This window comes from Pseudomonas saudimassiliensis, assembly GCF_000939975.1.
GTDB lineage: Bacteria > Pseudomonadota > Gammaproteobacteria > Pseudomonadales > Pseudomonadaceae > Halopseudomonas > Halopseudomonas saudimassiliensis.
The window spans coordinates 1111061-1134555 of record NZ_LK391969.1; the positions used below are offsets into that span (position 1 = coordinate 1111061).

25 protein-coding genes are annotated in these 23495 nt (G+C 64.1%); 15 read left to right on the forward strand and 10 right to left on the reverse strand.

The features are described 5' to 3' along the window. The first annotated feature begins 7 nt into the window (after positions 1–7). The gene (gene rimK / locus VG99_RS05250) at positions 8–913 is read left to right on the forward strand and encodes a 30S ribosomal protein S6--L-glutamate ligase (RefSeq protein WP_044498655.1); all 906 of its coding nucleotides are present in this window, start codon (positions 8–10) and stop codon (positions 911–913) included. On the opposite strand, the gene VG99_RS05255 is transcribed toward rimK, so the two are convergent. The 3 genes from VG99_RS05255 to yrfG are packed head-to-tail and all read right to left on the reverse strand — an operon-like array spanning position 886 to position 2846. Continuing rightward, complete coding sequence (locus VG99_RS05255; RefSeq protein ID WP_052508703.1) at positions 886–1665, reverse strand: cytochrome c oxidase assembly protein; 780 nt, start codon at positions 1663–1665, stop codon at positions 886–888. The two genes, rimK and VG99_RS05255, sit on opposite strands and share 28 nt — an antisense overlap. Further along, positions 1665–2114 carry a DUF2243 domain-containing protein gene (locus tag VG99_RS05260; RefSeq protein ID WP_044498658.1) on the reverse strand — a complete coding sequence of 150 codons (450 nt, stop codon included), beginning with the start codon at positions 2112–2114 and terminating at the stop codon, positions 1665–1667. The genes VG99_RS05255 and VG99_RS05260 overlap by 1 nt, the downstream gene beginning before the upstream one ends. A 51-nt stretch (positions 2115–2165) precedes the next feature. Next, complete coding sequence (gene yrfG, locus VG99_RS05265; RefSeq protein ID WP_044498659.1) at positions 2166–2846, reverse strand: GMP/IMP nucleotidase; 681 nt, start codon at positions 2844–2846, stop codon at positions 2166–2168. Between the two features lie 66 nt (positions 2847–2912). On the opposite strand from yrfG, the gene nudE reads away from it, so the two are divergent. From nudE to VG99_RS05315, 10 genes are all read left to right on the forward strand, one after another. Continuing rightward, on the forward strand, positions 2913–3479 hold the full coding sequence (gene nudE / locus VG99_RS05270) for an ADP compounds hydrolase NudE (RefSeq protein ID WP_044501454.1): 567 nt from the start codon (positions 2913–2915) through the stop codon (positions 3477–3479). Beyond that, positions 3476–4279, forward strand: coding sequence for a 3'(2'),5'-bisphosphate nucleotidase CysQ (gene cysQ, locus VG99_RS05275; RefSeq protein WP_044498660.1), 804 nt, complete (start codon positions 3476–3478; stop codon positions 4277–4279). Before nudE ends, cysQ begins: the two co-directional genes overlap by 4 nt. Positions 4280–4303: 24 nt before the next feature. Beyond that, positions 4304–4945 carry a peptide-methionine (S)-S-oxide reductase MsrA gene (gene msrA, locus VG99_RS05280; protein WP_044498661.1) on the forward strand — a complete coding sequence of 214 codons (642 nt, stop codon included), beginning with the start codon at positions 4304–4306 and terminating at the stop codon, positions 4943–4945. Between the two features lie 161 nt (positions 4946–5106). After that, entirely contained in the window at positions 5107–8013 is a 2907-nt protein-coding gene (locus tag VG99_RS05285) for a monovalent cation/H+ antiporter subunit A (RefSeq protein ID WP_044498662.1), read from the forward strand. Further along, complete coding sequence (locus VG99_RS05290) at positions 8013–8354, forward strand: Na+/H+ antiporter subunit C (protein WP_044498664.1); 342 nt, start codon at positions 8013–8015, stop codon at positions 8352–8354. Before VG99_RS05285 ends, VG99_RS05290 begins: the two co-directional genes overlap by 1 nt. Continuing rightward, positions 8351–9991, forward strand: coding sequence for a monovalent cation/H+ antiporter subunit D (locus VG99_RS05295; RefSeq protein ID WP_044498666.1), 1641 nt, complete (start codon positions 8351–8353; stop codon positions 9989–9991). Before VG99_RS05290 ends, VG99_RS05295 begins: the two co-directional genes overlap by 4 nt. Continuing rightward, positions 9988–10485, forward strand: coding sequence for a Na+/H+ antiporter subunit E (locus VG99_RS05300; protein WP_044498667.1), 498 nt, complete (start codon positions 9988–9990; stop codon positions 10483–10485). Before VG99_RS05295 ends, VG99_RS05300 begins: the two co-directional genes overlap by 4 nt. Then, on the forward strand, positions 10482–10760 hold the full coding sequence (locus tag VG99_RS05305) for a K+/H+ antiporter subunit F (protein WP_044498669.1): 279 nt from the start codon (positions 10482–10484) through the stop codon (positions 10758–10760). Before VG99_RS05300 ends, VG99_RS05305 begins: the two co-directional genes overlap by 4 nt. Further along, the gene (gene mnhG, locus VG99_RS05310; RefSeq protein ID WP_044498670.1) at positions 10757–11146 is read left to right on the forward strand and encodes a monovalent cation/H(+) antiporter subunit G; all 390 of its coding nucleotides are present in this window, start codon (positions 10757–10759) and stop codon (positions 11144–11146) included. The genes VG99_RS05305 and mnhG overlap by 4 nt, the downstream gene beginning before the upstream one ends. A gap of 147 nt (positions 11147–11293) precedes the next feature. Next, complete coding sequence (locus VG99_RS05315; protein ID WP_044498671.1) at positions 11294–11707, forward strand: HPF/RaiA family ribosome-associated protein; 414 nt, start codon at positions 11294–11296, stop codon at positions 11705–11707. 51 nt (positions 11708–11758) lie between these two features. On the opposite strand, the gene VG99_RS05320 is transcribed toward VG99_RS05315, so the two are convergent. The 6 genes from VG99_RS05320 to VG99_RS05345 form a co-directional block, all read right to left on the reverse strand. Beyond that, positions 11759–12052 carry a hypothetical protein gene (locus VG99_RS05320; protein ID WP_044498673.1) on the reverse strand — a complete coding sequence of 98 codons (294 nt, stop codon included), beginning with the start codon at positions 12050–12052 and terminating at the stop codon, positions 11759–11761. Further along, positions 12009–12479 (reverse strand): phage holin family protein, encoded by a 471-nt coding sequence (locus VG99_RS05325; protein ID WP_044498674.1) that lies wholly within the window; start codon positions 12477–12479, stop codon positions 12009–12011. The genes VG99_RS05320 and VG99_RS05325 overlap by 44 nt, the downstream gene beginning before the upstream one ends. Continuing rightward, a complete protein-coding gene (locus VG99_RS15470) occupies positions 12476–12793 on the reverse strand; it encodes a DUF883 C-terminal domain-containing protein (RefSeq protein WP_052508704.1) in 318 nt (105 codons plus the stop codon). The genes VG99_RS05325 and VG99_RS15470 overlap by 4 nt, the downstream gene beginning before the upstream one ends. A 114-nt stretch (positions 12794–12907) precedes the next feature. Further along, complete coding sequence (locus tag VG99_RS05335; protein WP_044498675.1) at positions 12908–13750, reverse strand: 23S rRNA (adenine(2030)-N(6))-methyltransferase RlmJ; 843 nt, start codon at positions 13748–13750, stop codon at positions 12908–12910. 173 nt (positions 13751–13923) lie between these two features. Next, positions 13924–15720, reverse strand: coding sequence for a type IV pilus assembly ATPase TfpB (tfpB, locus tag VG99_RS05340; protein ID WP_158023878.1), 1797 nt, complete (start codon positions 15718–15720; stop codon positions 13924–13926). A gap of 42 nt (positions 15721–15762) precedes the next feature. Then, positions 15763–17166: a CYTH domain-containing protein gene (locus VG99_RS05345; RefSeq protein ID WP_044498676.1), complete on the reverse strand. Its 1404-nt coding sequence runs from the start codon at positions 17164–17166 to the stop codon at positions 15763–15765. 129 nt (positions 17167–17295) lie between these two features. On the opposite strand from VG99_RS05345, the gene VG99_RS05350 reads away from it, so the two are divergent. The 3 genes from VG99_RS05350 to argE all read left to right on the forward strand — a co-directional run bounded on the left by VG99_RS05350 (position 17296) and on the right by argE (position 20495). After that, the gene (locus tag VG99_RS05350; protein WP_044498677.1) at positions 17296–17973 is read left to right on the forward strand and encodes a TIGR00153 family protein; all 678 of its coding nucleotides are present in this window, start codon (positions 17296–17298) and stop codon (positions 17971–17973) included. 35 nt (positions 17974–18008) lie between these two features. Further along, complete coding sequence (locus VG99_RS05355) at positions 18009–19262, forward strand: inorganic phosphate transporter (RefSeq protein ID WP_044498678.1); 1254 nt, start codon at positions 18009–18011, stop codon at positions 19260–19262. A gap of 90 nt (positions 19263–19352) precedes the next feature. Then, on the forward strand, positions 19353–20495 hold the full coding sequence (gene argE, locus VG99_RS05360; RefSeq protein ID WP_044498679.1) for an acetylornithine deacetylase: 1143 nt from the start codon (positions 19353–19355) through the stop codon (positions 20493–20495). A gap of 65 nt (positions 20496–20560) precedes the next feature. On the opposite strand, the gene amn is transcribed toward argE, so the two are convergent. After that, positions 20561–22030 carry an AMP nucleosidase gene (gene amn, locus VG99_RS05365; RefSeq protein ID WP_044498680.1) on the reverse strand — a complete coding sequence of 490 codons (1470 nt, stop codon included), beginning with the start codon at positions 22028–22030 and terminating at the stop codon, positions 20561–20563. A gap of 138 nt (positions 22031–22168) precedes the next feature. Here amn and argA point away from each other — a divergent pair, with 138 nt between their 5' ends. After that, on the forward strand, positions 22169–23452 hold the full coding sequence (gene argA, locus VG99_RS05370; RefSeq protein ID WP_044498682.1) for an amino-acid N-acetyltransferase: 1284 nt from the start codon (positions 22169–22171) through the stop codon (positions 23450–23452). The last annotated feature ends 43 nt before the right edge of the window (positions 23453–23495 follow it).

The following is a 23495-nucleotide window of genomic DNA, read 5'->3' on the forward strand; positions in this document are numbered from 1 at the left end:
AAACACCATGAAAATTGCGGTATTGTCGCGCAACGCCAATCTCTACTCTACCCGCCGCCTGGTTGAAGCCGGACGGGAGCGCGGCCACGAGGTGCGGGTGATCGACACCCTGCGTGCCTACATGAACATCGCCAGCCACAAGCCGAGCATCCATTACAAGGGCTCGGAGCTGGAGCAGTTCGATGCGGTGATCCCGCGCATCGGCGCCTCCATCACCTTCTATGGCGCAGCGGTGCTGCGCCAATTCGAGATGATGGGCGTCTTTCCACTGAACGAGTCGGTGGCCATCAGTCGCTCCCGCGACAAGCTGCGCTCCCTGCAGCTGCTGTCGCGCAAGGGCGTGGGCCTGCCGGTAACCGGCTTTGCCCATTCACCCGACGACATTCCCGATCTGATCAACATGGTGGGCGGCGCGCCGCTGGTGATCAAGCTGCTGGAAGGGACCCAGGGCATCGGCGTGGTCATGTGCGAGACCGAGCAGGCCGCCGAGTCGGTGCTGGAAGCCTTCATGGGCCTGAAGGCCAACATCATGGTGCAGGAATACATCCGCGAGGCGGGCGGAGCGGATATCCGCTGCCTGGTGGTGGGCGAGAAGGTGATCGCCGCGATGAAGCGCCAGGCCAAGCCCGGCGAGTTCCGCTCCAACCTGCACCGCGGCGGCAGTGCCAGCCTGATCAAGATCACCCCCGAGGAGCGCATGACCGCGGTGCGCGCCGCCAGGGTGATGGGCCTGAACGTGGCAGGGGTGGATATCCTGCGCTCCAATCACGGCCCGGTGGTCATGGAGGTGAACTCCTCACCGGGGCTTGAAGGTATCGAGTCGACTACCGGCAAGGATGTCGCCGGGCTGATCATCGAATATATCGAGAAGAACGCCCGCCCGAATCAGACCCGCACCAAGGGCAAGGGCTGATTGCGGGTCAGCCGGCCGCCGGCCAGCAGCAGGCCCAGCAACAGCATCTCGACCAACGCACCGGAGTAGTACATCAGCTGCGCAGCCGCCTCGATCTGCGCAGCCGGATATCCCACCGCGACTGGCCAGTGATAGCCATACATGAGTTTGCTGAGCACCGAGTGGGCAGCGATGGCACCCAGCAGCGCCGCTAACCGCAGCTGCCAGCTGGCCCGATGGGCCATGCGATCCGGGCCGCCCAGCACCGCCTGGCAAAACAGGTATCCCGCCAGGATGAAATGCAGGTGTACCAGATGATGCAGCGCCGCCGATTGCAGGCTCGCGGCATATAACGGCGTGGCATACAGCAGGTACATACCGCCCACATTCACTACCAGGGCGGTGACCGGGTGCAGGAAAAAGGCACTCAGGGCGCCGCTGAACAGGCGCGCCAGCGGCCGTGCAGCGGTGACCGGCAAGCTGCGCAGCAGCAGCGTGGCCGGCGCAGCCAGCACCAGCAGGAGCGGCGCCACCATGGCCAGCAACATGTGCTGCCCCATATGCCAACGCAGATCCAGGTGCCCCTGGTGCATGACGCCTGGCACCAGGCCGATGCCCAGCAGCAGGCTGCCGCCCAACCAGCAATTGACCCGCAACCACGACCAGCGGCGACCCTGCCCCCACTGCTGCCAGACCGCCAGCAGATAACCCACCGTGGCGGCGGCGATCAGCAGCAACATGACCTGCGAAAACAGCTGGTGGCCGGGGTTCACTACACCTGCCTCGCACGCCGCCAGAGCGCATAGCCCAGCAGGAGCAGCACCAGCGCGATGCCGTTCCAGGTGAGGTCGTACCAGAGCAGCGGCACGTCATAGCGGATCTGATGGATGCGCAGCAGTTTATGACTGACGATACCGTCGAACAATTGGAAGCCGCCCGCGCCCAGCAGCAGGCCGGCCCAGGCCTGGCGAACCCGCAACCGGTGCTGGCGGGCCAGGCGCAGCAACAGCAGGCTGCCGGCGACCAACGCCAGCAACTCGGCGGCATGCAGCAGACCATCGGAGAGAATGCCGACGAAAGGCGTTGCCCGATCGAAGAAGTGGTGCCACTGCAGTATCTGGTGAAACAGGATCTCGTCCACCGCCGCCATCACCCCGGCACCCAGGGGTAGCGCGCAGAGCAGGGAGTGCCGGGCGTCAGCCGGCGCGTACGTATTCGTCATAGCGGGCCTCGAATCAGCGTACTGGGCCTGATTTGAGACCGGCGGTGAAGTCTATCGTTCAGCCGACGGGGCGGCCGTCAGCGCGGCGGCGAGGGTGAGGTAATCCTCCACCGCCGCGAATTCCTCGGTATCGCGCAGTGCGCCCTGGCTGTCGGGTTGGCGCACCGCCAGCAGCTGGGCAATGCCATATTCCCGCGCGGCGCGCAGAATACCCAGGCCATCGTCGATGAACAGGGTGCGCTGCGGATCGAATTCCACCTCGGCCCGCAGCGCTTGCCAGAAAGCCTGCTCTTCCTTTGGATAGCCGAAATCATGGGAGCTGATCAACCGCTGGAAATAGGTGCGCAGCTCCACCCGCTCCATTTTCAATGACAGCGCGTCGCGGTGGGCGTTGGTAATCAGGATCACCTGTCGGCCGCTTTGCTGCAGCGCCCTCAGGAAGATATCCGCATCTGGCCGCAGGCGGATGAGGTGAGCTATCTCGCGCTTGAGCTCGACGATCGGCAGGCCCAGTTCCCGGGTCCAGAAATCCAGGCAGTACCAGTCCAGCTTGCCCTGAATGCGATCCATCAGCGGATGGATCTCGCGCTTGGCCCAGGCCAGCGACTGGCCATGGTGCTCGGCATAGCGCTGGGGCAGGTATTCGACCCAGAAATGATTGTCGAAATGCAGGTCGAGCAGCGTGCCGTCCATATCCAGCAGGACGGTGTCGATGGTGTTCCAGTTAAGCATGCATGGTTGGGCTTTGGGGAATGGGACGGCTATGATAACAAACCAGCCATCGATCACGGAGCCAGCATGCCCCAGAAGCCAGAGATTCTCGATGCCCGCGTTGTTGCCAAAAGCCGCCTGTTCACCGTTGAGCAGATGCAATTGCGCTTCAGCAACGGGACCGAGCGCACCTATGAACGTCTGGTCGGCTCGGGCACGGGCTACGGCGCCGTCATGGTGGTGGCGCTCAAGGACAATCGCACGGCACTGCTGATCGAGGAATATTGCGGCGGCACCCAGGACTATCAGCTGTCCCTGCCCAAGGGCCTGGTCGAGCCCGGCGAGGATGTGCTGGACGCCGCCAATCGTGAGTTGATGGAAGAAGCCGGCTTCGGCGCCGAACGCCTGGAACTGCTGGGCAAGCTGTCCCTGTCCCCCGGCTACATGAGCCAGAGCATCTCCGTGGTGCTGGCCCGGGATCTCTACGAGAAGCGCTTGCCCGGGGATGAGCCCGAGCCGATCCGGGTCGACAGTGTCGACCTGTACGGGCTGAGCGAACTGATGACCCGCCCGGCGTTTTCCGAAGGCCGGGCGCTGGCCGCCCTGTACCTGGTCCGCGATCTGCTGGAGCAACGCGGGGAGCTGCAACCATGAGCCTGCCGGTTGCCGTCGAGCGGCTGTGCCAACTGACCCGGGACGCCGGCCACGCCGCCCTGCCCTGGTGGCAGCACAACCCCGAGGTGATTACCAAGGCCGACGACTCACCGGTGACGGCCGCTGACCTTGCCGCCAACCAGGTCATCGTCGACGGCTTGCGAGCCCTGGCGCCGGAGATCCCGGTGCTGTCCGAGGAAGACGCCGACGTACCCTTTGACGAGCGCCAGCATTGGGCGCGTTTCTGGCTGGTCGACCCGCTGGACGGCACCAAGGAGTTCATTGCCGGTTCCGACGAGTTCACCGTCAATATCGCCCTGATCGAGCACGGCGAGGTGCGCTTCGGCATTGTTGGCGTGCCGGCGCAAGACACCCTCTACTGGGGTGGCGCCGGGCTGGGTAGCTGGCGCCAGCAGGGCGACGAGCCGGCCCAGCCGATTCACTGCCGCGCCCCGGCCACCCCGCTGCGGATCGTCGCCAGCCGGCGGCATACCAGTGCCGACCAGGAAGCACTGCTCGACCGCTTGCAACAGGCCCACAATACCGAACTGCTTGGCGTGGGCAGCTCACTGAAATTCTGCGTGCTGGCCGCCGGCGAGGCGGATCTCTACCCCCGCTTCGCCCCCACCAGCCAGTGGGACACTGCCGCGGCGCAGGCGGTACTGGAAGGCGCCGGTGGGCGTGTGCTCGACCTGAATGGCGAGCGTTTCAGCTACCCGCATCGCGCCGACTGGCTGAACCCCCATTTCATTGCCACCGGCCAGCCCGACGACGCCCTGTTGCGTCTGTTGCTGGGCTAGCCATCGTCCACACTGGAGCTTGCCATGTTTCTCCGTACCCCACCGGAACACAAGATGCGCCTGCCGACCGCCGCGGAGGCCCTGCCGGGCCGCGCGGAGCCGTTGACCACCAGCCAGAGTCACGCCGTTCTGGGCACCCCCCTCAAGCCGCCCTTCCCCCCGGGCATGCAGCAGATCATCGTGGGTATGGGCTGTTTCTGGGGGGCGGAACGGCTGTTCTGGCAACTGGACGGCGTCTACACCACCGCGGTGGGGTATACCGCCGGACTGACGCCGAACCCGACCTACGAGGAAGTGTGCTCGGGGCTGACCGGACACAACGAGGTGGTGCTGGTGGTCTTTGACCCCGAGGTGATCACCTTGGACGAAGTGCTGCGGGTATTCTGGGAAAGTCACGATCCCACCATGGGTATGCGCCAGGGCAACGACCTGGGTACCCAGTATCGCTCCGGCATCTACACCACCGATATGGCCCAACGCGCCCAGGCGGAAGCCAGCAAGGCACGCTTTGCCGATGCGCTGCACGCCGGCGGCAAGGGCCCCATCACCACCGAGATTCTGCCCGCGGCGCAGTTCTACTATGCGGAGCCCTATCATCAGCAATATCTGCATAAGAATCCGGGCGGCTACTGCGGCCTGGCCGGGACCGGAATTTGCATGCGGTAATATCTTTTTGCTTGCAGATTCAAGCGATTACTAATAAAACCTTGGCCCTGCATAAAGACTCTCACCCCCGGCCGCCTGCTACGCAACGTCAGCCCTGGGCTGGCCAAGCCCATGAATGGGGGTGGGAACGCCTGAAAACCATCTGAGCATCCCGGGAGCCCATGCTGTTACTGACACTGATACTGATCCCGTTCATCGGCAGCTTCCTTGCGGCCTGGTTGCCGGCGAACGCACGTAACCGGGAGGCCTGGCTGGCCGCTGCCATCGCCCTGGGCGGTCTGATCATCATCGGTTTCCAGTTTCCGCATATCAATAACGGCGAGGTGTTGCGTTACCAGATCGACTGGATGCCCGAGTACGGCCTGAACCTGGTCCTGCGGATGGACGGCCTGGCCTGGCTGTTCAGTCTGCTGATCATCGGCATCTTCCTGCTGGTGGTGGTGTATGCGCGCTATTACATGTCGCCGGAAGACCCGGTGCCGCGCTTCTTCTCCTTCCTGATGGCTTTCATGGGCTCGATGCTGGGCGTGGTGCTGTCAGGTAACCTGGTGCAGCTGGTGCTGTTCTGGGAGCTGACCAGCCTGTCCTCCTTCCTGCTGATCGGCTACTGGCACCACCGGGCCGAGGCGCGCCGCGGCGCACGCATGGCCTTTACCGTGACCGCCACCGGTGGCCTGTGCCTGCTGGCCGGGGTGCTGATGCTGGGGCACATCATCGGTAGCTATGATCTCGATGTGGTGCTGGCCTCCGGCGACACCCTGCGCGACCACGCCTGGTACCTGCCGACGCTAATCCTGATCGCCCTGGGAGCCCTGACCAAGAGCGCCCAGTTCCCCTTCCACTTCTGGTTGCCCCATGCCATGGCGGCGCCCACGCCGGTGTCCGCCTATCTGCACTCGGCGACCATGGTCAAGGCCGGGATCTTCCTGTTGATGCGCCTGTGGCCGGTGCTGTCGGGCACGCCGGAATGGACCTGGATCATTGGCGGGGCCGGGGTCTGCACCCTGCTGATCGGCTCCTTCATTGCGATTTTCCAGCACGACCTCAAGGGTCTGCTGGCCTACTCCACCATCAGCCACCTGGGACTGATCACCGCCCTGCTCGGCATGGGCACGCCGCTGGCGATGGTCGCGGCCATTTTCCACACCATGAACCACGCCACCTTCAAGGCATCGCTGTTCATGGCGGTGGGCATCATCGACCATGAGAGCGGCACCCGGGATATGCGCAAGCTGCGCGGCCTGTCCCGGTTGATGCCACACACCGCGACGCTCGCCATTGTCGCCTCGGCGGCCATGGCCGGGGTGCCTTTCCTTAACGGCTTCCTGTCCAAGGAAATGTTCTTCGCCGAGGCGCTGCTGGTCGGTAGCGCCACCAACTGGTGGATGCCGGTGGCGGCGGTGACCATGGGCGTGTTCAGCGTGGCCTACTCCCTGCGCTTCATCTACGTATTCTTTGGCCCCCCCGCCACCGACCTGCCCAAGGTGCCCCACGAACCCCCACGCTGGATGCGCTTCCCGGTGGAAGTGCTGGTGCTTTTCTGCCTGATCGTCGGGATCATTCCTGGGCTGAGTGTCGGACCGTTGCTGCACAACGGCGTGGAGGCGGTGCTGGGAGACCAGACACCCTACTACAGTCTGGCCCTGTGGCATGGCTTCAACATTCCGTTGCTGATGAGTTTCATCGCCCTGGGCGGGGGCGTGCTGCTGTATTTTGTCCTGCGTACCCGGTTCAATCTCACCTATCGGGACCAGGTGCCGCTGCTGCACCGTTTCAATGGCAAGCAGGCCTATGAAAGCACCATGCTGGAGCTGCGCAGCAGTGCCTCGCGCCTGGAAAAACTGCTCGGTACCCGTCGCCTGCAGCCGCAATTGCTGCTGATGATCGTGGTCGGCCTCGGCGTGGCGGTAGCCGCCGCACTGACTGCGCCCCAGGTATGGTCGGCGCTGGAGCCCACCAGCCCGCACCTGCCCTTTACCCTGCTGTGGCTCATCGGCGGCGGTTGCGCGATCGGCGCCGCCTGGCAGGCCAAGTATCACCGCCTGGCGTCGCTCAGCCTGGTCGGCGGCGCCGGCCTGGTGGTCTGCCTGACCTTCCTCTGGCTGTCCGCCCCGGACCTGGCCTTGACCCAGCTGATGGTCGAAACCGTGACCACCATCCTGATTCTGCTGGGCCTGCGCTGGCTGCCGCCACGTATCCTGTCCATCGCCCAGGACCAGCGCGAGAACCGCCGTGCCCGGGTCCGCCGCAGCCGTGACTTCATCGTCGCCGTACTGGCGGGGCTGGGCATGGCGGCGATCAGCTATCTGGTACTGATGCTGCCTGCGGGCAGCGGCATCGGCAGTTTCTTCCTGGAGCGCTCGCTGTCCGAGGGCGGCGGCAGCAATGTGGTCAACGTACTGCTGGTGGACTTCCGCGGCTTCGATACCATGGGTGAAATCGCCGTTCTGGGCATTGTGGCGTTGACCGTCTACGGTCTGCTGCGCCGCTTCCGCCCGGCAGCCGAAAGCATGGCCCTGCCGCCGCAGCAGACCAATCCGGTCGATCCGGCGGCGCTGCAGCCACCTGCCGAGCAGGCCGAGACCGGCTACCTGGCAATACCCGGGATCTTCCTGCGGCTGTTGCTGCCGATCATTCTGGTCTGCGCCGCCTATTTCTTCATGCGCGGCCACAACCTGCCTGGTGGCGGCTTCGTGGCCGGGCTGGTGTTCGCGGTGGCAATCATCCTGCAATACATGCTCGCCGGCACGCTGTGGGTCGAGTCGCGCCTGCACCTGCAACCCCACCGCTGGTTGGCGTTCGGGCTGATTCTGGCGGTTGCCACCGGCCTCGGCGCCCTGGTATTAGGCTATCCGTTCCTGACCAGCCATACCGCCCATCTCTATCTGCCGATCCTGGGTGCGGTGCATCTGCCCAGTGCATTCTTCTTCGATCTGGGCGTGTTCAGCGTCGTGGTGGGCTCCACCATGCTGATCCTGATCGCGCTTGCCCACCAGTCGATCCGTAGTCACCGTCTGCCACTGGCGGCCACTGACGCCGCCGATTCCGCTGCAAAGGAGACACCCTGATGGAAGCTGTCATTGCCATCGCCATTGGCGTCATGTTCGCCTCCGGGGTCTGGCTGATCCTGCGCCCCCGCACCTTCCAGGTCATCATCGGCCTGCTGCTGATTTCCTACGCGGTGAACATGTTCATCTTCATCATGGGCCGGCTGACCGTCAACAAGCCGCCACTGACCCTGGAAAGCCCGATCGATGCGGGCACCTTCGCCGACCCCGTCACCCAGGCCCTGGTGTTGACGGCCATCGTCATCGGCTTTGCCACTACGGCGCTCTACCTGGTGCTGCTGCTGACGTCCCGCGGCCTGACCGGCACCGACCATGTGGACGGTAAGGAACCCCGCCAATGAGGTTCTGGGCCGACCAGCTGATCCTGCTGCCCATATTGCTGCCACTGCTGTGCGCCGCCTTGCTGGTGCTGTTCAACGGCCGACGGCAGCAGCTGAAATTCGCCATCAACCTGACCGGCACCCTGGCCCTGCTGGTGACGGCGCTGGTGCTGTTCTGGTTCACCGACAGCGAGGTCTGGCCCGATGGCGTCGGTGCGTACCTGGCCGCCAACTGGGCGGCGCCCTTCGGTATCGTGCTGGTCGTCGACCGGCTCGCCGCCTTGATGCTGACGCTGTGCGCGGTGATCGCTACCGCCGCGCTGGTGTTCTCCTACCGGCGTTGGAGCCGCTCCGGCGTGCACTTCCATTCCCTGTTCCAGTTCCTGTTGGCGGGGATCAACGGCGCCTTCATCACCGGCGACCTGTTCAACCTATTCGTGTTCTTCGAGATCATGCTGGCCGCGTCCTATGGCCTGCTGCTGCTCGGCCTGCAGCCCAACCGCATTCGCGCCAGCATGCAGTACGTGGTGATCAACCTGGTCGCGTCGTCCTTCTTCCTGATCGGCGTAGCCCTGATTTATGCCGCCGCGGGCACGCTGAACATGGCCGACCTGGCGATGCGCGTCGGCGGTCTGGACGAGAGTCAGCGCCTGTTGCTGGAGGTCGGGGCCGCGATCCTGGCCATTGCCTTCCTGACCAAGAGCGCCATGTGGCCGCTGGGCTTCTGGCTGCCCACCACCTACGCCGCCGCTGCCCCACCGGTGGCAGCAATGCTGGTACTGATGACCAAGGTCGGTATCTATGTGCTGCTACGGCTGTGGCTGCTGGTTTTCGCCGGGGAGGCGGCCTCATTCCAGGCGCTGTCCGGCACCGCGCTGGTAGTCGGCGGTCTGCTGACCCTGGCCTTCGGCACCATCGGCCTGCTGGGCAGTCAGGAATTGGGACGCATGGCCGGCTTTGCTGCCATCATCTCCTCCGGCACCTTGTTGGCGGCGATAGGCTATGGCGAACCCAAGGTCGTCAGCGCCGCCCTGTTCTACCTGCTCAGCTCGACCCTGGCGGTCGCCGCCTTCGTGCTGCTGATGGAGCTGATCGAGCGGATCCGCAAGCCCAGCGCCGCGATGCTGGCCCTGACCATGGAGGCCTTCGCCATCGATAACGATCCCGAGGAGTCCGCCGGGGTCATCATTCCTGCGGCCATGGCGTTCCTCGGCCTGTGCTTTGTCGCCTGCGCCCTGATCATTGCCGGGCTGCCGCCGCTGTCCGGCTTTGTCGCCAAGTTCAGCCTGTTCCATGCCCTACTCAATCCCGCGGGTCTGTTCGTGGACAATCTGTACACCGCCGGGCCGCTGGCCTGGACAATGCTGACGCTGATCATCCTGTCCGGCCTGGCCGCGATCATCTCACTGATGCGGTTTGGCGTGCGTACCTTCTGGTCCATCGACGCCACCGCGCCGCGCCTGCAGCTGACCGAGGCCATGCCGGTCTCCATCCTGCTGTTGCTGTGCATCTCCATGACGGTGCTGGCCGGACCGGTCAGTGGTTATCTGGAGCGCACCTCGGCGGCATTGCACGAACCGACCCAGTATATCGACCGGGTATTGTCCATTACGCCGGTCCCGGGCGTGGTCGGGGCCACAGGAGGAGTCGAACCATGAAGCGCTGGTTGCCTTCCCCGCTGATGTCAGCCTTCCTGCTGGTGCTGTGGCTGATGCTCAATCAGAGCATCGAGCCGGCACACCTGCTGCTGGGGGCACTGCTGGCGATTGCCATCCCCCGGTTGGTCGCGCCCCTGCGCCCGACGCCGGTGCGGGTCGCGCGGCCGCTGACGATCGTCCGACTTATCGTTTACGCGCTGATCGAGATACTGCGGTCCTGCTTCAACGTCTGCACCCTGATCCTGTTCGGCGGGGGACGGCTCAATTCGCAGTTCATCCGCATCCCCCTGGACCTGCGCGACCGCCATGGCCTGGCGGTGCTGGCCTGCATCATCAATTCCACCCCCGGCACGGTCTGGGTCGAGATCATCCCGGGCAGTCATGACCTGGCCCTGCATGTGTTCGATCTGCACGATGCGGACTGGTGGGTAAACATGATCAAGACCCGCCTGGAACAGCCCTTGATCGATATCTTCGAACAGGAGCAATCATGACCCTGCTACTGGCTCTGGCGCTCGGCTTCGCCCAGCTCTGCGTGATGATCGCCATGGTGTTCTGCACCGTCCGCCTGCTGCTCGGCCCCACCGCCCAGGACCGCATCCTGGCGCTGGACTCACTGTGGATGGCGGCCATGCTGTTCATCCTGCTGCTGGGGATCCGCTTTTCCAGCATGGTGTACTTCGAGGCGGCACTGTTGATCGCCCTGCTCGGCTTCGTTTCCTCCATCGCCCTGGCCAAGTTTCTGATTCGCGGGGAGATCATCGAATGAGCACCTTCCTGACCACCGGCATGATCGACCTGCCGATCTGGCTGGCCATTCCCGTCGCGGTGCTGCTGGTACTCGGCGGCCTGATCACCTTCATCGGCGCCCTGGGCCTGCTGCGTCTGCCGAACTTCTTCCAGCGCATCCATGGCCCGGCGGTATTCATCACCGTGGGCACCGGCTGCTTCCTGATCGCCTCCATGCTGTATTTCACCGGCAGTGAGGAGCGTCCGGTGATGCACGAATTGCTGATCACCGCCTTCGTCCTGCTGACCGCACCGGTCACCTCGATGATGCTGATGCGCGCAGCGGTCTACCGTAATCTGCGGGCGCGCCACGCCAAGGGCGACGACACTCCCCCCAGCGCCTACCAGTTCCCCGACGACCAATGACCCGCCCGGGTGCCAGCCCGGGTAGCGCATTACCCTGCGACAAAAAACTCTTGGGCAAATTTGCCAAAAGCCCGGCCAGATGGCGTAGTCTGGACTTGTCGCCAGAGCAATCGGTGACTGTCCGCATCAATGAAGAGGAACAGGCTTATGCAGATTCAAGTTCATTGTGACAACCGTACTGAAGGCAACGCCCGGCTGATGGAATGGGTAAGCACCAGCGTGACCGACAAGCTCGAGCGCTTTGATGAGCAGCTGACCCGCATCAACGTCCATATCAACGACGAGAACGGCGAGAAGGCTGGGGCCCAGGACAAGCGTTGCCAGATCGAAGCCAGGCCCAAGGGCCAGCAGCCCATTTCCGTTACCCATAAGGCGGACTCGGTAAACCTGGCGGTGGATGGCGCCATTGAGAAAATGCACGCAGCGCTTACCAGCCTGTTCGGCAAACTACGCAGCAAGCGGGCAGCGGCGCAACAAGGGACGAGCACAGCAGATCCGGACGTTCAGGACGCCCTGCTGGAAGAGGATTTTTCGGAAGGCGAGATAGCGCGGGACGCCTGACGCGTAACGAACCCTACGGCGGCGCCGATTTCGGCGCCGCCGACATTGGGTTCAAGGGACGTCTTCCAGAGTTGGACTGGCCGCGATGGCCATTCCTGGCATGACCAGACTGGCGAAGCGGAACAGATTCATCCCCTGCCGCGCCACCGCCATCGGCCCGCCATGCCCGGCGGCCAGCTTGCCAACCACCAGACCCGCTACCACCGCGCCAGCTACGCCCCACAGCGGGGAGACACGCCGGATCGCAGCCTTGCGCTCCCGCGCATCCAGTTTGAGCAGACTGAACTCGACGGCCAGTTGCTCATCCAGCTGTTGAATCTGACTTTGCAGCTTCTTGCGTTCCACTGGATTCCTCCTTCAGCGTCTTCAACTGTCGGCTGGTCGCGGGGAATTTCAGGCTCTTCGCATATTCCTTGCACTTGGCCGCCAGGATGCCCAGGGCTACCAATTGCAAGAGAATGAACGCAGCAATACCCAACGCCACCGATCCGAGCCAGGCATAGACCCCCCAGGCCAGCAATACCGATAGGCCTTTCCAGGCGAGCAGCAACAGCGGCACCATAGCCAGCCCCAGAACCGCCAGCTTGCCCGAGTCTGCGGCAGCCAGCCGTAGTTCCAGAACCGCCAGGCGGACGAGGTCTCCGCCCGCCAGGGCCGCATGTTCCAGCCACGCCAGAGAGGATTTCAATTCATCCTTGAGTGGTTGCCGGACCTGCTCCTGGCCGCCGGCATCACCGCTCTCTGGACTGTTCTCTCCGGGCACGGCAGTCATTTTTTCGACATCAGCTGGGAGACCAGGAAACCGGCTGCGAAGGCAATGCCCAGCGTGGCCAGCGGCTTGTCATGCAGGTAACTGTTGGCGTGATCGCACAGCTCGCTGGCCTTCATCTTGCCCTTGGCCAGCTGCCCTTCGGCATCACTTTTCCAGTCCATGCCGGCGGATTCCGCTGCGTGCTTGAAATGTTCCTTGGCTTCCATCAGTTTGCTGTAAGCAGCGGCTACTGCTTCCTTGCCGGAGTCGATTTCCTGCTTCTTGCCAGCCTGGTCCTGATTTGAAACGGGTCCGTTATTGTCAACAGCAGTCATGTTTGGTGCTCCTTGGTAGCTTCGGGTTGGTCGATGTTAAGCACACCGACACAATACTTGACCCGAACCCCGCCCCCTTGTTCCCCCCTTTTTTCCCGCTTCGCTGATTAGCCCTCAGGGCTGGCCCACCAGCCAGTCCATGCGCCAGTCGCCCGGCCCAGACTGAGCCAGTTGACGGGCCATCCAGGGGAGCGCCTGTTCCAGCTCTTCCCAGAGGGGCCACGGCGGATTGACCAGCATCAGTCCCGAGCCGTTGAGACCCAGGGTAGTGTCGGCGGGCCGCACGTTGAGTTCAACCCGCAATACCTTGGGCAGGCCGGCCGCGCCGATCTGGCGGTAGAAGTCCCGCAGCAGCCGCTGGTCCTTGATCGGATACCAGAGCGCAATCACCGTCTGGCGCATGCGCTGGATGCCCTGCTCCATGGCCCGCAGGCAGCGCTGCAGGTCATCGCCCTTCTCGAACGGCGGGTCGAGCAGCCACAGCGCCCGCCTCTCCGCCACGGGCAGAAAGGCCTTGGGTAGCTCATAGCCGTCGCGCTGGTGCACGGCAATCTGTGGCGCGTCAGCGAAGTGGCCCTTGAGGGTCTGGGCGTCGACGGGGTGCAGTTCGCTGACGATCATCCGGTCCTGCTCACGCAGGGCGTCGGCGATCAACTGCGGCGAACCGGGATACAGCCGCAGCTGGCCGTCGGGGTTATGCCGGGCGACGGCGTCCCGGTAATCCGCGAGCAGCACCGGCAGGTCGTCCTGCGTCCACAACCGACCAATGCCATCCCGATACTCCCCCGTCCGCCCGGCATCCTCGCCCTGCAGATCGTACAGGGCGGTCCCGGCGTGGCTATCGAGATAGCACAGCGGCGCGTCCTTGCGCTGCAACAGGGTAACCATGCGCAGCAGGATGGCATGTTTGAGGACGTCGGCGTGGTTGCCGGCGTGAAAACTGTGGCGGTAATTCATCGGGGGTCCTTGTGGAACTAGAAGCTAGAAGCTAGAAGCTAGAAGCTAGAAGCTAGAAGCAGACAGTGCTGGCTCATGTGCAATAACAAGCGGGGCGTCGACCGTGCCGGCGACCCGCGCGGAGATAGTGTATACGGACTGCTTGCAGCTTGCTGCTGGTGGCTTGCTGCTAGCTACTGCTGACTGGTGGGGGTGACCCGCAGTACCTCTTCGATGGTGGTCAGGCCGGCGGCGACCTTCTGCGCGCCGGACAGTCGCAGGCTGTGCATGCCCTCCCGATAGGCCTGGCGGCGCAAGGCATTGAGGTCAATGTCCGCCTGCACCAGGGGCTTCAGGCTGTCCGTCAGCGGCATCAGCTCGTACACACCGGCCCGGCCACGGTAGCCGGTATCACGGCATTCAGGGCAACCGACCGGCCGGTGCGCGCGGGTCGGCAAGGGTGAGTTCCACGGCTTGGTCAGCTCCTGCCAGTCAACCGGATCGATCGCTACCGGCTCCTTGCAATGGGGGCACAGGGTGCGCACCAGGCGCTGGGCCATGACCCCGAGCACCGTCGCCTTGATCAGGTACGCCGGGACGCCCAGCTCGACCAGCCGGCTCACCGAGCTGGGCGCGTCGTTGGTATGCAGGGTGGACAGCACCAGATGCCCGGTCAGTGCCGCCTGGATGGCCATCTCCGCCGTTTCCAGATCGCGAATCTCGCCGATCATGATGATATCCGGGTCCTGGCGCATGAGTGCCCGCACGCCGCTGGCGAAGGTCAGCTCGATATTGTGCTGCACCTGCATCTGGTTGAAGCTGTCCTCGACCATCTCGATCGGGTCTTCGATGGTGCAGACGTTCACCTGCGGCGTCGCCAGTTGCTTGAGGGTGGTGTACAGGGTGGTGGTCTTGCCCGAGCCGGTCGGCCCGGTCACCAGGATGATGCCGTTGGGCTGTTGCACCATACCCTGCCAGCGGCGCTGGTCCTCGCTGGAAAAGCCCAACTGGTCGAAACTGCGCAGCAGCACGTCGGGGTCGAAGATCCGCATCACCATCTTCTCACCGAAGGCGGTGGGCAGGGTGGACAGCCGCAGTTCGATCTCGTTGCCCTGGGGCGACTTGGTCTTGACCCGTCCATCCTGGGGTTTGCGTTTCTCTGCCACGTTCATCCGGCCCAGGGTTTTCAGCCGACTGACCACCGCCACCGACACCTGCAACGGGAACTGGTAAACAGTGTGCAGCACCCCATCGATGCGCAGCCGCACGCTGCCGTTTTCCCGGCGCGGCTCGATATGAATGTCGCTGGCCCGCTGTTCGAAGGCGTACTGGAACAGCCAGTCGACGATATTGACCACATGGGCGTCGTTGGCGTCCGGCTCCTGGCTCATGCTGCCCAGGTTCAGCAACTGTTCGAAATTGCCGATGGCGCTGGCCTTCTGGTCCGTAGCGTTGGCGCCATGAACCGAGCGGGCCAGCCGATAGAACTCCACCGAGTAGCGCAGGATATCCGCCGGGCTGGCAACCACCCGGCGGATATCGCGCTTGAGCACATGCACCAGGTCCGCTTCCCAGCCCCGAACGAAGGGCTGGGCGCTGGCGATGGTCACCTCCCGCTCGGTCAGCCCCACGGCAAGAATGCCGTGGCGGCGGGCGAAGGCGAAGGACATCAGCGGCGTGACCGCGGACACATCGATCTTGAGCGGATCGATGCGGTAGAAGGGCTGGTCCGCCTCGCTGGCGAGCCAGCGGGTCAGCGAATCCAGGTCCAGCGCCTTGCCGGGGCGCAGCAGGTCGTCCGGCGCCTGGCTGGCGATGAATTCCAGCGGGTGCAGCCGGGCGGTCTCGCCGCTCGCAGCACGGCGCAGGCTGCTCAACTGCTCGGCACTCTCCAGTGCCAGGCGCCCCTGGGCCACCAGCACCTTGAGGATGTCCGTCAGGTCCAGCGGGCGCTCAGCGCCCGTAGCGGCAAGTTCGGCCAGATGTAGCATCCTTGTTCATCTCCCTGTCATTACGGTGGGGCCTGCCCCGGCTTAGCTGTTCAGGGCCCGCCAGGCGTCGAGTTTGCGCAGCCGCTGACCCTGCTTGCGCAGTGCGATCAGCAGCGCCGGGCGCAGCTCCTCCTCTACCAAGGGATATTGCTCCAGCAGCGCCTGCAGCTTGTTCAGTTCACCGAACAGGCGATTCGGCTCCGGTGTTTCAAGGTGGTCGCGGAAGGTGGCCAGCAGAAAATGCAGGCGGCCCAGCCGCGGCTGCTGATCCATCCATTCGTTGACGTCCGAATCCGGATCATTGTGATGGGGCACCCGCAGTTCCTGGATCTCGCGGGCCACCGCCGCCAGCAGCCAGCGCGGCAGGGTCAGATCGCCGACGCGCTCGCCACGGGGTGGCCGGTTGTGCTTCCAGCCCGCGGTGTGCAGCCACAATGCCAGGCTGATGAACAACTGCCCCCACCTGGGGTCGGCGACCATCTGCTCGAATACCACCGGTGCCTGTTCACGGGCGCTGCGGCCTTCCTCGTCGTCCGACCAGCCGGCCAGCACCAGGGGCCGGCAACGGTTGACCAGGTGGTCCAGGGCCGGCGTGAAGGGTTGCGCCGCACTGCGCGGCAGCGCCAGGTCAAATACCCCGAAGAAGGCGCGCAGGTTGGTCAACTGGGTGGTCAGTTCGCGGAACAGTTTCCATTGACCGCCGAAGCGGTACTGCTCCGCCAGCCGCTGGGTATGGCCCAGCAACTGCCAGCCGGCGGAGCCGATGATCTCATCGACCCGGGTGTCAGCGGACCATGCCTGGGCATCGAGGCCCAACTCGTAGCTGGATGGGTCGTACAGGCGGTAACCCCGCTCGGCCTTGCTGATATCGCAGGGCATCAGCGCGACGTCCTGCGCCAGCGCGACGGCCAGCTCCAGGACCGCAGCCGCCGGGCCACTGCGCAGCTCCAGTTCCAGCTCGCAGATCGGCTCCTCGCGGCCATCGGCAACCACCTTGCCCTGGTCCAGGGCCGCTTCGACCTCGACGGTCTCGCCGTCCCGCTCCCAACGCAACAGCGCCTTGGTCCGCTGGAAGTCGGTGGTGAACACCGGCAGCAGGTGCAAGTTGTCCAGCGGGGCCAGGCTGGCCGGCCAACAGCTGTCGTCCAGCAGCGTCAGGTCAAGGGAAGCTGCCGACACCGGCCAATCCCATTCACTGCGCTCGGACAGTCCAGCCACGCTCTGGCCGCTGCTTTTGAGGGTCTGGATGAACTGATCGCCATCACGACGCACCCGCAGGGCCACCCGCGCCGCCGCCAGATCACGGTTGGCGGTGTCATAGTACTGGTTGTACAGGGTGCCGGTTTTCCAGTCGCCCTGGCGGCGTTCCGTCAACAGGGGATGGGTGCGCAGCGCGTTCATCGCATCGGGGCTGATGCGCAATTTTATTTCTGTTTCCTGGGCCATACTCTATCTCTGGTGAAGTCGCCGAAACCAAGGGGTTTGCGGCGATTTGTGGCAAAAGTGTGTCAACTGGATGACCGCATGCTCTGCCCTGATTATAATCCGCTGCCTGACACGTCCTGGAGCTATCCCATGCCCAACAATCCTTTCCTGAATCTGTTTGGCCGTTCGCCCATCGGGCCGATGCAGCGGCACATGGCCAAGGCGCACGAGTGCGCGGCCTGCCTGGTTCCCTTCATCGACGCGCTGATGGCGGAGGATTGGGTCGAAGCAGAACGAGTCCAACAACAAATCTGCGAGTTGGAACGGGAGGCTGACCAGATGAAGAAGAATGTCCGGGTCAACCTGCCGAACAGCCTGTTCCTGTCCGTTCCACGGTCGGATCTGCTGGAGTTGCTCAGTGTACAGGACAAAGTCGCCAACCGCGCCAAGGATGTGGCGGGGCTGATGCTGGGGCGGAAGATGAAGATCCACCCCGATGTACAACCTTCGTTTCGGCGCTTCGTCGAACGGTCCGTCGAGGCGGCCACCCAGGCCCTGCGGGCGATGGACGAGCTTAGTGACCTGATGGAAACCAGTTTCGCCGGCCGCGAGGTGAAGCTGATGGAGACCCTCATCACCGAGCTGGAACGCATCGAGCACGACACCGACGAGATGCAGATCAAGCTCCGCGCTGAGCTGTACAAGCGTGAAGCCGAACTGCCCCCCGTGGATGTCATGTTCACCTATCAGATCATCGAATGGATTGGTGATGTCGCCGACCGGGCGGAACGTGTAGGCAATCGTCTGGAAATCCTCATGGCCCGGTAACGGGCCAGTCAAAATACCCAACAGAGCTCTATCTTATGACCCTGATCGCAGAATATGGCACCATTTTGCTGGTGCTGGCCTGTCTATTCGGCTTTTTCATGGCTTGGGGGGTTGGCGCCAATGATGTCGCCAATGCCATGGGCACATCGGTGGGGGCCCGCGCCCTCACCATCAAGCAGGCCATCATCATCGCGATGGTGTTCGAATTCCTCGGCGCGTACCTCGCCGGCGGCTCGGTAACCCAGACGATTCGCAGCGGCATTCTTGATGCGACCCAGATCTCTGCCGAGCAGATGGTGTTCGGCATGATGGCCTCGCTGCTGGCCGCAGGTTCCTGGTTGCTGATCGCATCCATGCGCGGCTGGCCAGTCTCCACGACCCATTCGATCGTCGGCGCGGTGATCGGGTTCGGTGCGGTCGGGGTCTCCATCGATTCGGTCAACTGGTCAGGGGTAGTGCCGATCGTATCGAGCTGGGTCATCTCCCCGCTGCTGTCTGGCATCGTCGCCTTCATGATCTTCGTCAGCGTCCACCGCCTCATCCTCGATACCGACAACCCATTCCTCAACGCCAAGCGCTACGTCCCCTTCTACATGTTTGCGGTGGGTTTCTTCATCTCGCTGATGACCCTGACCAAGGGGCTCAAGCACGTTGGACTGGATATTTCCGGCCTGGAAGGCTTCGGTCTGTCCGTGCTGATTGGCCTGGCCGTGGCCGGCTTGGGCATAGTGTTGCTACGCCGCGTCAATGACACGCCGCTGGAAAAGGGCAAGCACAACAGCGTCGAACGGGTGTTCGGCATCCTGATGATCTTCACCGCCTGCTCCATGGCCTTTGCCCATGGCTCCAACGACGTGGCCAACGCGGTCGGCCCGCTGGCCGCAGTGGTCGGCGTACTGCAATCGGGTGGCGAGATTGCCGCCACGTCCGTCGTCCCTGGCTGGATTCTGCTCTTGGGTGGTGTCGGCATCGTGGTCGGTCTGGCCACCTACGGCTACCGCGTCATCGCCACTATCGGCCAGCACATCACCGAGCTGACCCCGAGCCGTGGTTTCGCCGCCGAACTGGCGACCGCCGCGACCGTGGTGGGCGCATCGGGTATCGGTCTGCCGATTTCCACCACCCACACCCTGGTCGGTGCGGTGCTGGGGGTCGGCATGGCACGCGGGATCGCCGCGCTGAACCTCAAGGTCGTGGGCACCATCTTTACCTCCTGGGTGGTTACCCTGCCGGCCGGTGCCATCCTGTCGATCGTATTCTTCTTCATCCTGCAGGGCATTTTCGGCTGACGGAGCGCTACCCCTGACGTAAGCTGTACCTTCAGCTAAGGTCCCGTGCATCGCTTGGATGCCGGGGCCGACGTCAGTCAGGAGTCCGCCATGCCCCTCCCCTCGCTCAAGGCGCAATTTGCCGCCCTGCTGCAAACCCCCTCCATCAGTTGCACCCAGCCGGAACACGACCAGTCCAACCTCGCGGTGATCCAGTTGCTGGCCGATTGGCTCAGCGAGCTCGGTTTCAACTGCCGGGTCCAGCCGATTGCCGACGCCCCGGGCAAGGCCAACCTGATCGCGAGCCTGGGCACCGGTCCCGGCGGCCTGGTGCTGGCTGGGCACACCGACACCGTCCCGTGCAATCCCGAACGCTGGCAGCATGATCCCTTTGCGCTGACTGAGGCCGACGGGCGCTGGTACGGGCTGGGCAGCTGCGATATGAAGGGGTTCTTCCCGCTGATCATCGAAGCCGTGCGCGCCCTGGACCGGCCCCTGAGCCGCCCCTTGATCATCCTCGCCACCGCCGATGAAGAGAGCGCCATGGGCGGCGCCCAGGCGCTGGTCGCCGACGACCTGCTTGGCGCGCGGCACGCCGTGATCGGCGAACCTACCGGCTTGAAGCCGATCCGGGTGCACAAGGGCATCCTGATGGAGCGGGTGGACATCACCGGCCAGGCCGGACATTCCTCCGACCCGAGTCTGGGCCGCAACGCCATCGAAGCCATGCACCAGGTAATCAGTGAACTGCTGGCGCTGCGCAGCGGCTGGCAACGGCAATGGACCAACCCGCTGTTCAGCGTGCCGACGCCGACCCTCAATCTCGGCTGTATCCACGGCGGCGACAACCCCAACCGCATCTGTGGCCAGTGCGCTTTGGAGTTCGACCTGCGACCGCTACCCGGGATGAACCCGGATGAACTGCGCGCCAGCATCGCGCAACGCCTGCAAGTGGTGGCCCGGGAACACGCGGTAACCATCGACTATCGGCCGCTGTTCCCCGGTGTCGCGCCGCTGGACACCCCCGCCAGCGCGGAAATCGTCCGCGCCTGTGAACAGCTCACGGGCTATAGCGCTGGCAGCGTGGCCTTTGCCACCGAAGGGCCTTATCTGAATCAATTGGGTTTGCAGACGGTGATTCTTGGCCCCGGCGATATCGCCCAGGCGCACCAGCCGGACGAGTATCTGGCGATGGATCGGATCGAGCCCACGGTGAAGGTATTACGGGAGCTGATTGGGCGGTTTTGTTTGTAGCGGCTGCCCCCTCTCACCTCGTGGGAGAGGGTTGGGGAGAGGGTTGGGGAGAGGGGGAACGCTACCTACCTGAATAACGGCTCGTCAAAACTGCGCAACTTGCGCGAGTGCAGGCTGTGCAACTGATCGCGCAGCAGGTCCAGCGCTGTTATCCCAATATGCAGGTGCTGGGTGACCGCCCGTTCGTAGAAGGCCCCCGCCGCGCCAGGCAGTTTCAGCTCACTGTGCAGGGGCTTGTCCGACACGCAGAGCAAAGTGCCGTAGGGCACCCGCAGGCGATAGCCCTGGGCGGCGATGGTGCCGCTTTCCATATCTACCGCCACCGCGCGGGACAGGTTGATCAGCGGGCGCTCCTGGGCCCAGCGCAGCTCCCAGTTGCGGTCGTCATAGGTGAGGATGGTGCCGGTGCGCAGTCGTCGTTTAAGGGCGTCACCCTTGTCGCCGGTGACCTGGGCCGCCGCGTCCTGCAGAGCCTGCTGCACCTCGGCCAGGGCCGGCAGGGGAATATTGGGCGGCAGTACCCGGTCGAGAATGCCGTCGCGGCGCATGTAGGCGTGGGCCAGCACGTAGTCGCCGATGGTCTGGGACTGGCGCAGCCCGCCGCAGTGGCCGATCATCAACCAGCAGTGGGGCCGCAGCACGGCCAGGTGATCGGTGATGTTCTTGGCGTTGGACGGGCCCACGCCGATGTTGACCAGGGTAATACCGTCGCCATCGGCAGCCTGCAGGTGGTAGGCCGGCATCTGGTACTTGTGCCAGACCACGCTGTCGAGAATCGCCTGCATCTCCCCTTCCGCCATGCCGCGCTCGACGATCACGTTACCCGGCAGCACCATGCGGCAGAAGCGCGAGTCGGCCAGCAGCATGTCCAGCCCGTGGCGGATGAACTGGTCCACATAGCGGTGGTAGTTGGTCAGCAGGATCCACGGCTGCACATGGCGCCAGTCACTGCCGGTGTAGTGCACCAGGCGGCGCAGGGAAAAGTCGGTGCGGGCCGCGTCGAACAACGCCAGTGGCAGCGGGTAGGTCTTTTCCCAATCCACCAGCCCATCGGCGATGCCATCGGTGGCCGCGGCCAGGTCAGTGCTGGGGAAGACCCGGGCCATTTCCGCCGCGGTCACCCCGGAGCCGGCCAGCTCATCGCCCTGCTCGATCACGTAGGGATAGGGGATGGCCTGCTGGCTCACACCCACCTCCAGCCGCACGTTGAACTCGTCGGTCAGGGGATGCAGCTGCTGCAACAGGTAACTGCGAAACGCCTGGGGATGGGTGATAGTGGCGCTGTAGGTGCCCGGCACCTGCACCTTGGCCCAGGCCCGCACGCTGCTGGGCGCCGGGTCGCAGCCGGTCCAGATCAGGCGCAACTCGGGATAGCGAAACAGCTGCAGCTCCTCGGCGGACGGACGGGTACGATCGCGCAGGTACCGCTTCAACGAGCGGCTCAGGGCGCCTACCGCCTGGTCATACAGGGCGGACAGTCGATCTACCGCCTCTTCGGGCGTGTGCACAATAGTAAAGTTATCGGAAGTACTCACGTGGTTCTCTCTTCTGCACGGCGTTTATTCCCTTCTATCTTGCCTGTGTTTCAGCCGCGTGGCACGGCCTGGCGTCGAGCGCCCTTGAAGCGCCGGGTCGAATGTCTCTAAACTGGCGTTTTCTCACGGAACAGCCGCATGTCCGATTACGTCAAATGGTTCCGCCACTCCACGCCCTATATCAATACGCACCGTGAACGGACCTTTGTCGTTCTGCTGCCGGGCGAAGCCATCGCGCACCCGAATTTCAACAACATAGTCAATGACCTCATGTTGCTCAACAGCCTGGGTGTGCGGCTGGTACTGGTGCACGGCTCGCGTCCGCAGATCGAGGAGCGGCTGGCGTCGCGCGGGGTGAGTTCGCGCTATCACAAGGACCTGCGGATCACCGACAGCGACACCCTGAGTTGCGTGATGGATGCCGTCGGCAGCCTGCGGATCGCCATCGAGGCGCGGCTGTGCACCCTGGCGGGCCAGGGCAGCCGCCTGCGCGTGGTCGGTGGCAACCTGGTTACCGCCAAACCCATCGGCGTGATCGATGGGGTGGACCTGCACCACACCGGCGAAGTGCGGCGGGTCGACCGCAAGGCGATCAGCCGGCAACTGGATGACGGCTCGATTGTGCTGTTGTCCGCCATCGGCTATTCCCCCACTGGCGAGGTCTTCAACCTGGCCTGCGAGGACGTCGCTATCAGCGCGGCCAGCGCCTTGGAGGCGGACAAGCTGATCCTGTTCGGCCCCGACACCGGAATTTTTGACGCGGATGGCCAATTGCTGCGGGAGCTCAAGCCCAGCCGCGCCCTGCCGCTGCTGGCAGCCCTCGGCAACAGCCTGCCCGGCTCGCTGCTGGAGGCGGCCTGCAAGGCCTGCAACCGGGGGCTACGGCGCAGCCATATCATCAGCTACGCCGAAGATGGCGCCCTGCTCACCGAGTTGTTCACCCGCGACGGTGGGGGCACCCTGGTAACCCAGGAGCCCTTCGAGAAGATCCGCACCGCGACCATCGACGATGTCGCCGGTCTGCTGGAATTACTGCACCCGCTGGAAGAAGCCGGCATCCTGGTGCGCCGCTCCCGCGAGGTGCTGGAGACCGAGATCAACCAGTTCACCCTGGTCGAACGGGACGGCATGATCATCGGTTGTGCGGCGCTCTATCCCCTGGACGAGCACAGCGCCGAACTGGCTTGCGTCGCCATCCATCCGGACTACCGCCACGGCGGCCGGGGCGACCAGCTGCTGGAACATATCGAGGCAGAGGCCCGGCGGTTGTCGATCAGCACCCTGTTCGTGCTCACCACCCGCACCGCGCACTGGTTCCGCGAACGGGGCTTCGAGCCCAGCTCGGTAGCCCGCCTGCCCCAGCAACGGGCCTCACTGTACAACTACCAGCGCAATTCGAAGGTGTTTGAGAAGCAGCTTTAAGCTGGAAGCTGGAAGCTGGAAGCTGGAAGCTGGAAGTAGTGTA

Bases quoted from the DNA above. Each gene is read 5' to 3' on its own strand.
- VG99_RS05290 (WP_044498664.1), top strand. From the start codon at position 8,013: ATGGAAGCTGTCATTGCCATCGCCATTGGCGTCATGTTCGCCTCCGGG.
- argE (WP_044498679.1), top strand. From the start codon at position 19,353: ATGCCCCTCCCCTCGCTCAAGGCGCAATTTGCCGCCCTGCTGCAAACC.
- cysQ (WP_044498660.1), top strand. From the start codon at position 3,476: ATGAGCCTGCCGGTTGCCGTCGAGCGGCTGTGCCAACTGACCCGGGAC.
- VG99_RS05315 (WP_044498671.1), top strand. From the start codon at position 11,294: ATGCAGATTCAAGTTCATTGTGACAACCGTACTGAAGGCAACGCCCGG.
- rimK (WP_044498655.1), top strand. From the start codon at position 8: ATGAAAATTGCGGTATTGTCGCGCAACGCCAATCTCTACTCTACCCGC.
- VG99_RS05260 (WP_044498658.1), bottom strand. From the start codon at position 2,114: ATGACGAATACGTACGCGCCGGCTGACGCCCGGCACTCCCTGCTCTGC.
- VG99_RS05355 (WP_044498678.1), top strand. From the start codon at position 18,009: ATGACCCTGATCGCAGAATATGGCACCATTTTGCTGGTGCTGGCCTGT.
- msrA (WP_044498661.1), top strand. From the start codon at position 4,304: ATGTTTCTCCGTACCCCACCGGAACACAAGATGCGCCTGCCGACCGCC.
- VG99_RS05335 (WP_044498675.1), bottom strand. From the start codon at position 13,750: ATGAATTACCGCCACAGTTTTCACGCCGGCAACCACGCCGACGTCCTC.
- VG99_RS05295 (WP_044498666.1), top strand. From the start codon at position 8,351: ATGAGGTTCTGGGCCGACCAGCTGATCCTGCTGCCCATATTGCTGCCA.
- VG99_RS05285 (WP_044498662.1), top strand. From the start codon at position 5,107: ATGCTGTTACTGACACTGATACTGATCCCGTTCATCGGCAGCTTCCTT.
- argA (WP_044498682.1), top strand. From the start codon at position 22,169: ATGTCCGATTACGTCAAATGGTTCCGCCACTCCACGCCCTATATCAAT.
- yrfG (WP_044498659.1), bottom strand. From the start codon at position 2,846: ATGCTTAACTGGAACACCATCGACACCGTCCTGCTGGATATGGACGGC.
- nudE (WP_044501454.1), top strand. From the start codon at position 2,913: ATGCCCCAGAAGCCAGAGATTCTCGATGCCCGCGTTGTTGCCAAAAGC.
- VG99_RS05350 (WP_044498677.1), top strand. From the start codon at position 17,296: ATGCCCAACAATCCTTTCCTGAATCTGTTTGGCCGTTCGCCCATCGGG.
- VG99_RS05305 (WP_044498669.1), top strand. From the start codon at position 10,482: ATGACCCTGCTACTGGCTCTGGCGCTCGGCTTCGCCCAGCTCTGCGTG.
- mnhG (WP_044498670.1), top strand. From the start codon at position 10,757: ATGAGCACCTTCCTGACCACCGGCATGATCGACCTGCCGATCTGGCTG.
- tfpB (WP_158023878.1), bottom strand. From the start codon at position 15,720: ATGCTACATCTGGCCGAACTTGCCGCTACGGGCGCTGAGCGCCCGCTG.
- VG99_RS05345 (WP_044498676.1), bottom strand. From the start codon at position 17,166: ATGGCCCAGGAAACAGAAATAAAATTGCGCATCAGCCCCGATGCGATG.
- VG99_RS05300 (WP_044498667.1), top strand. From the start codon at position 9,988: ATGAAGCGCTGGTTGCCTTCCCCGCTGATGTCAGCCTTCCTGCTGGTG.
- VG99_RS05325 (WP_044498674.1), bottom strand. From the start codon at position 12,479: ATGACTGCCGTGCCCGGAGAGAACAGTCCAGAGAGCGGTGATGCCGGC.
- VG99_RS15470 (WP_052508704.1), bottom strand. From the start codon at position 12,793: ATGACTGCTGTTGACAATAACGGACCCGTTTCAAATCAGGACCAGGCT.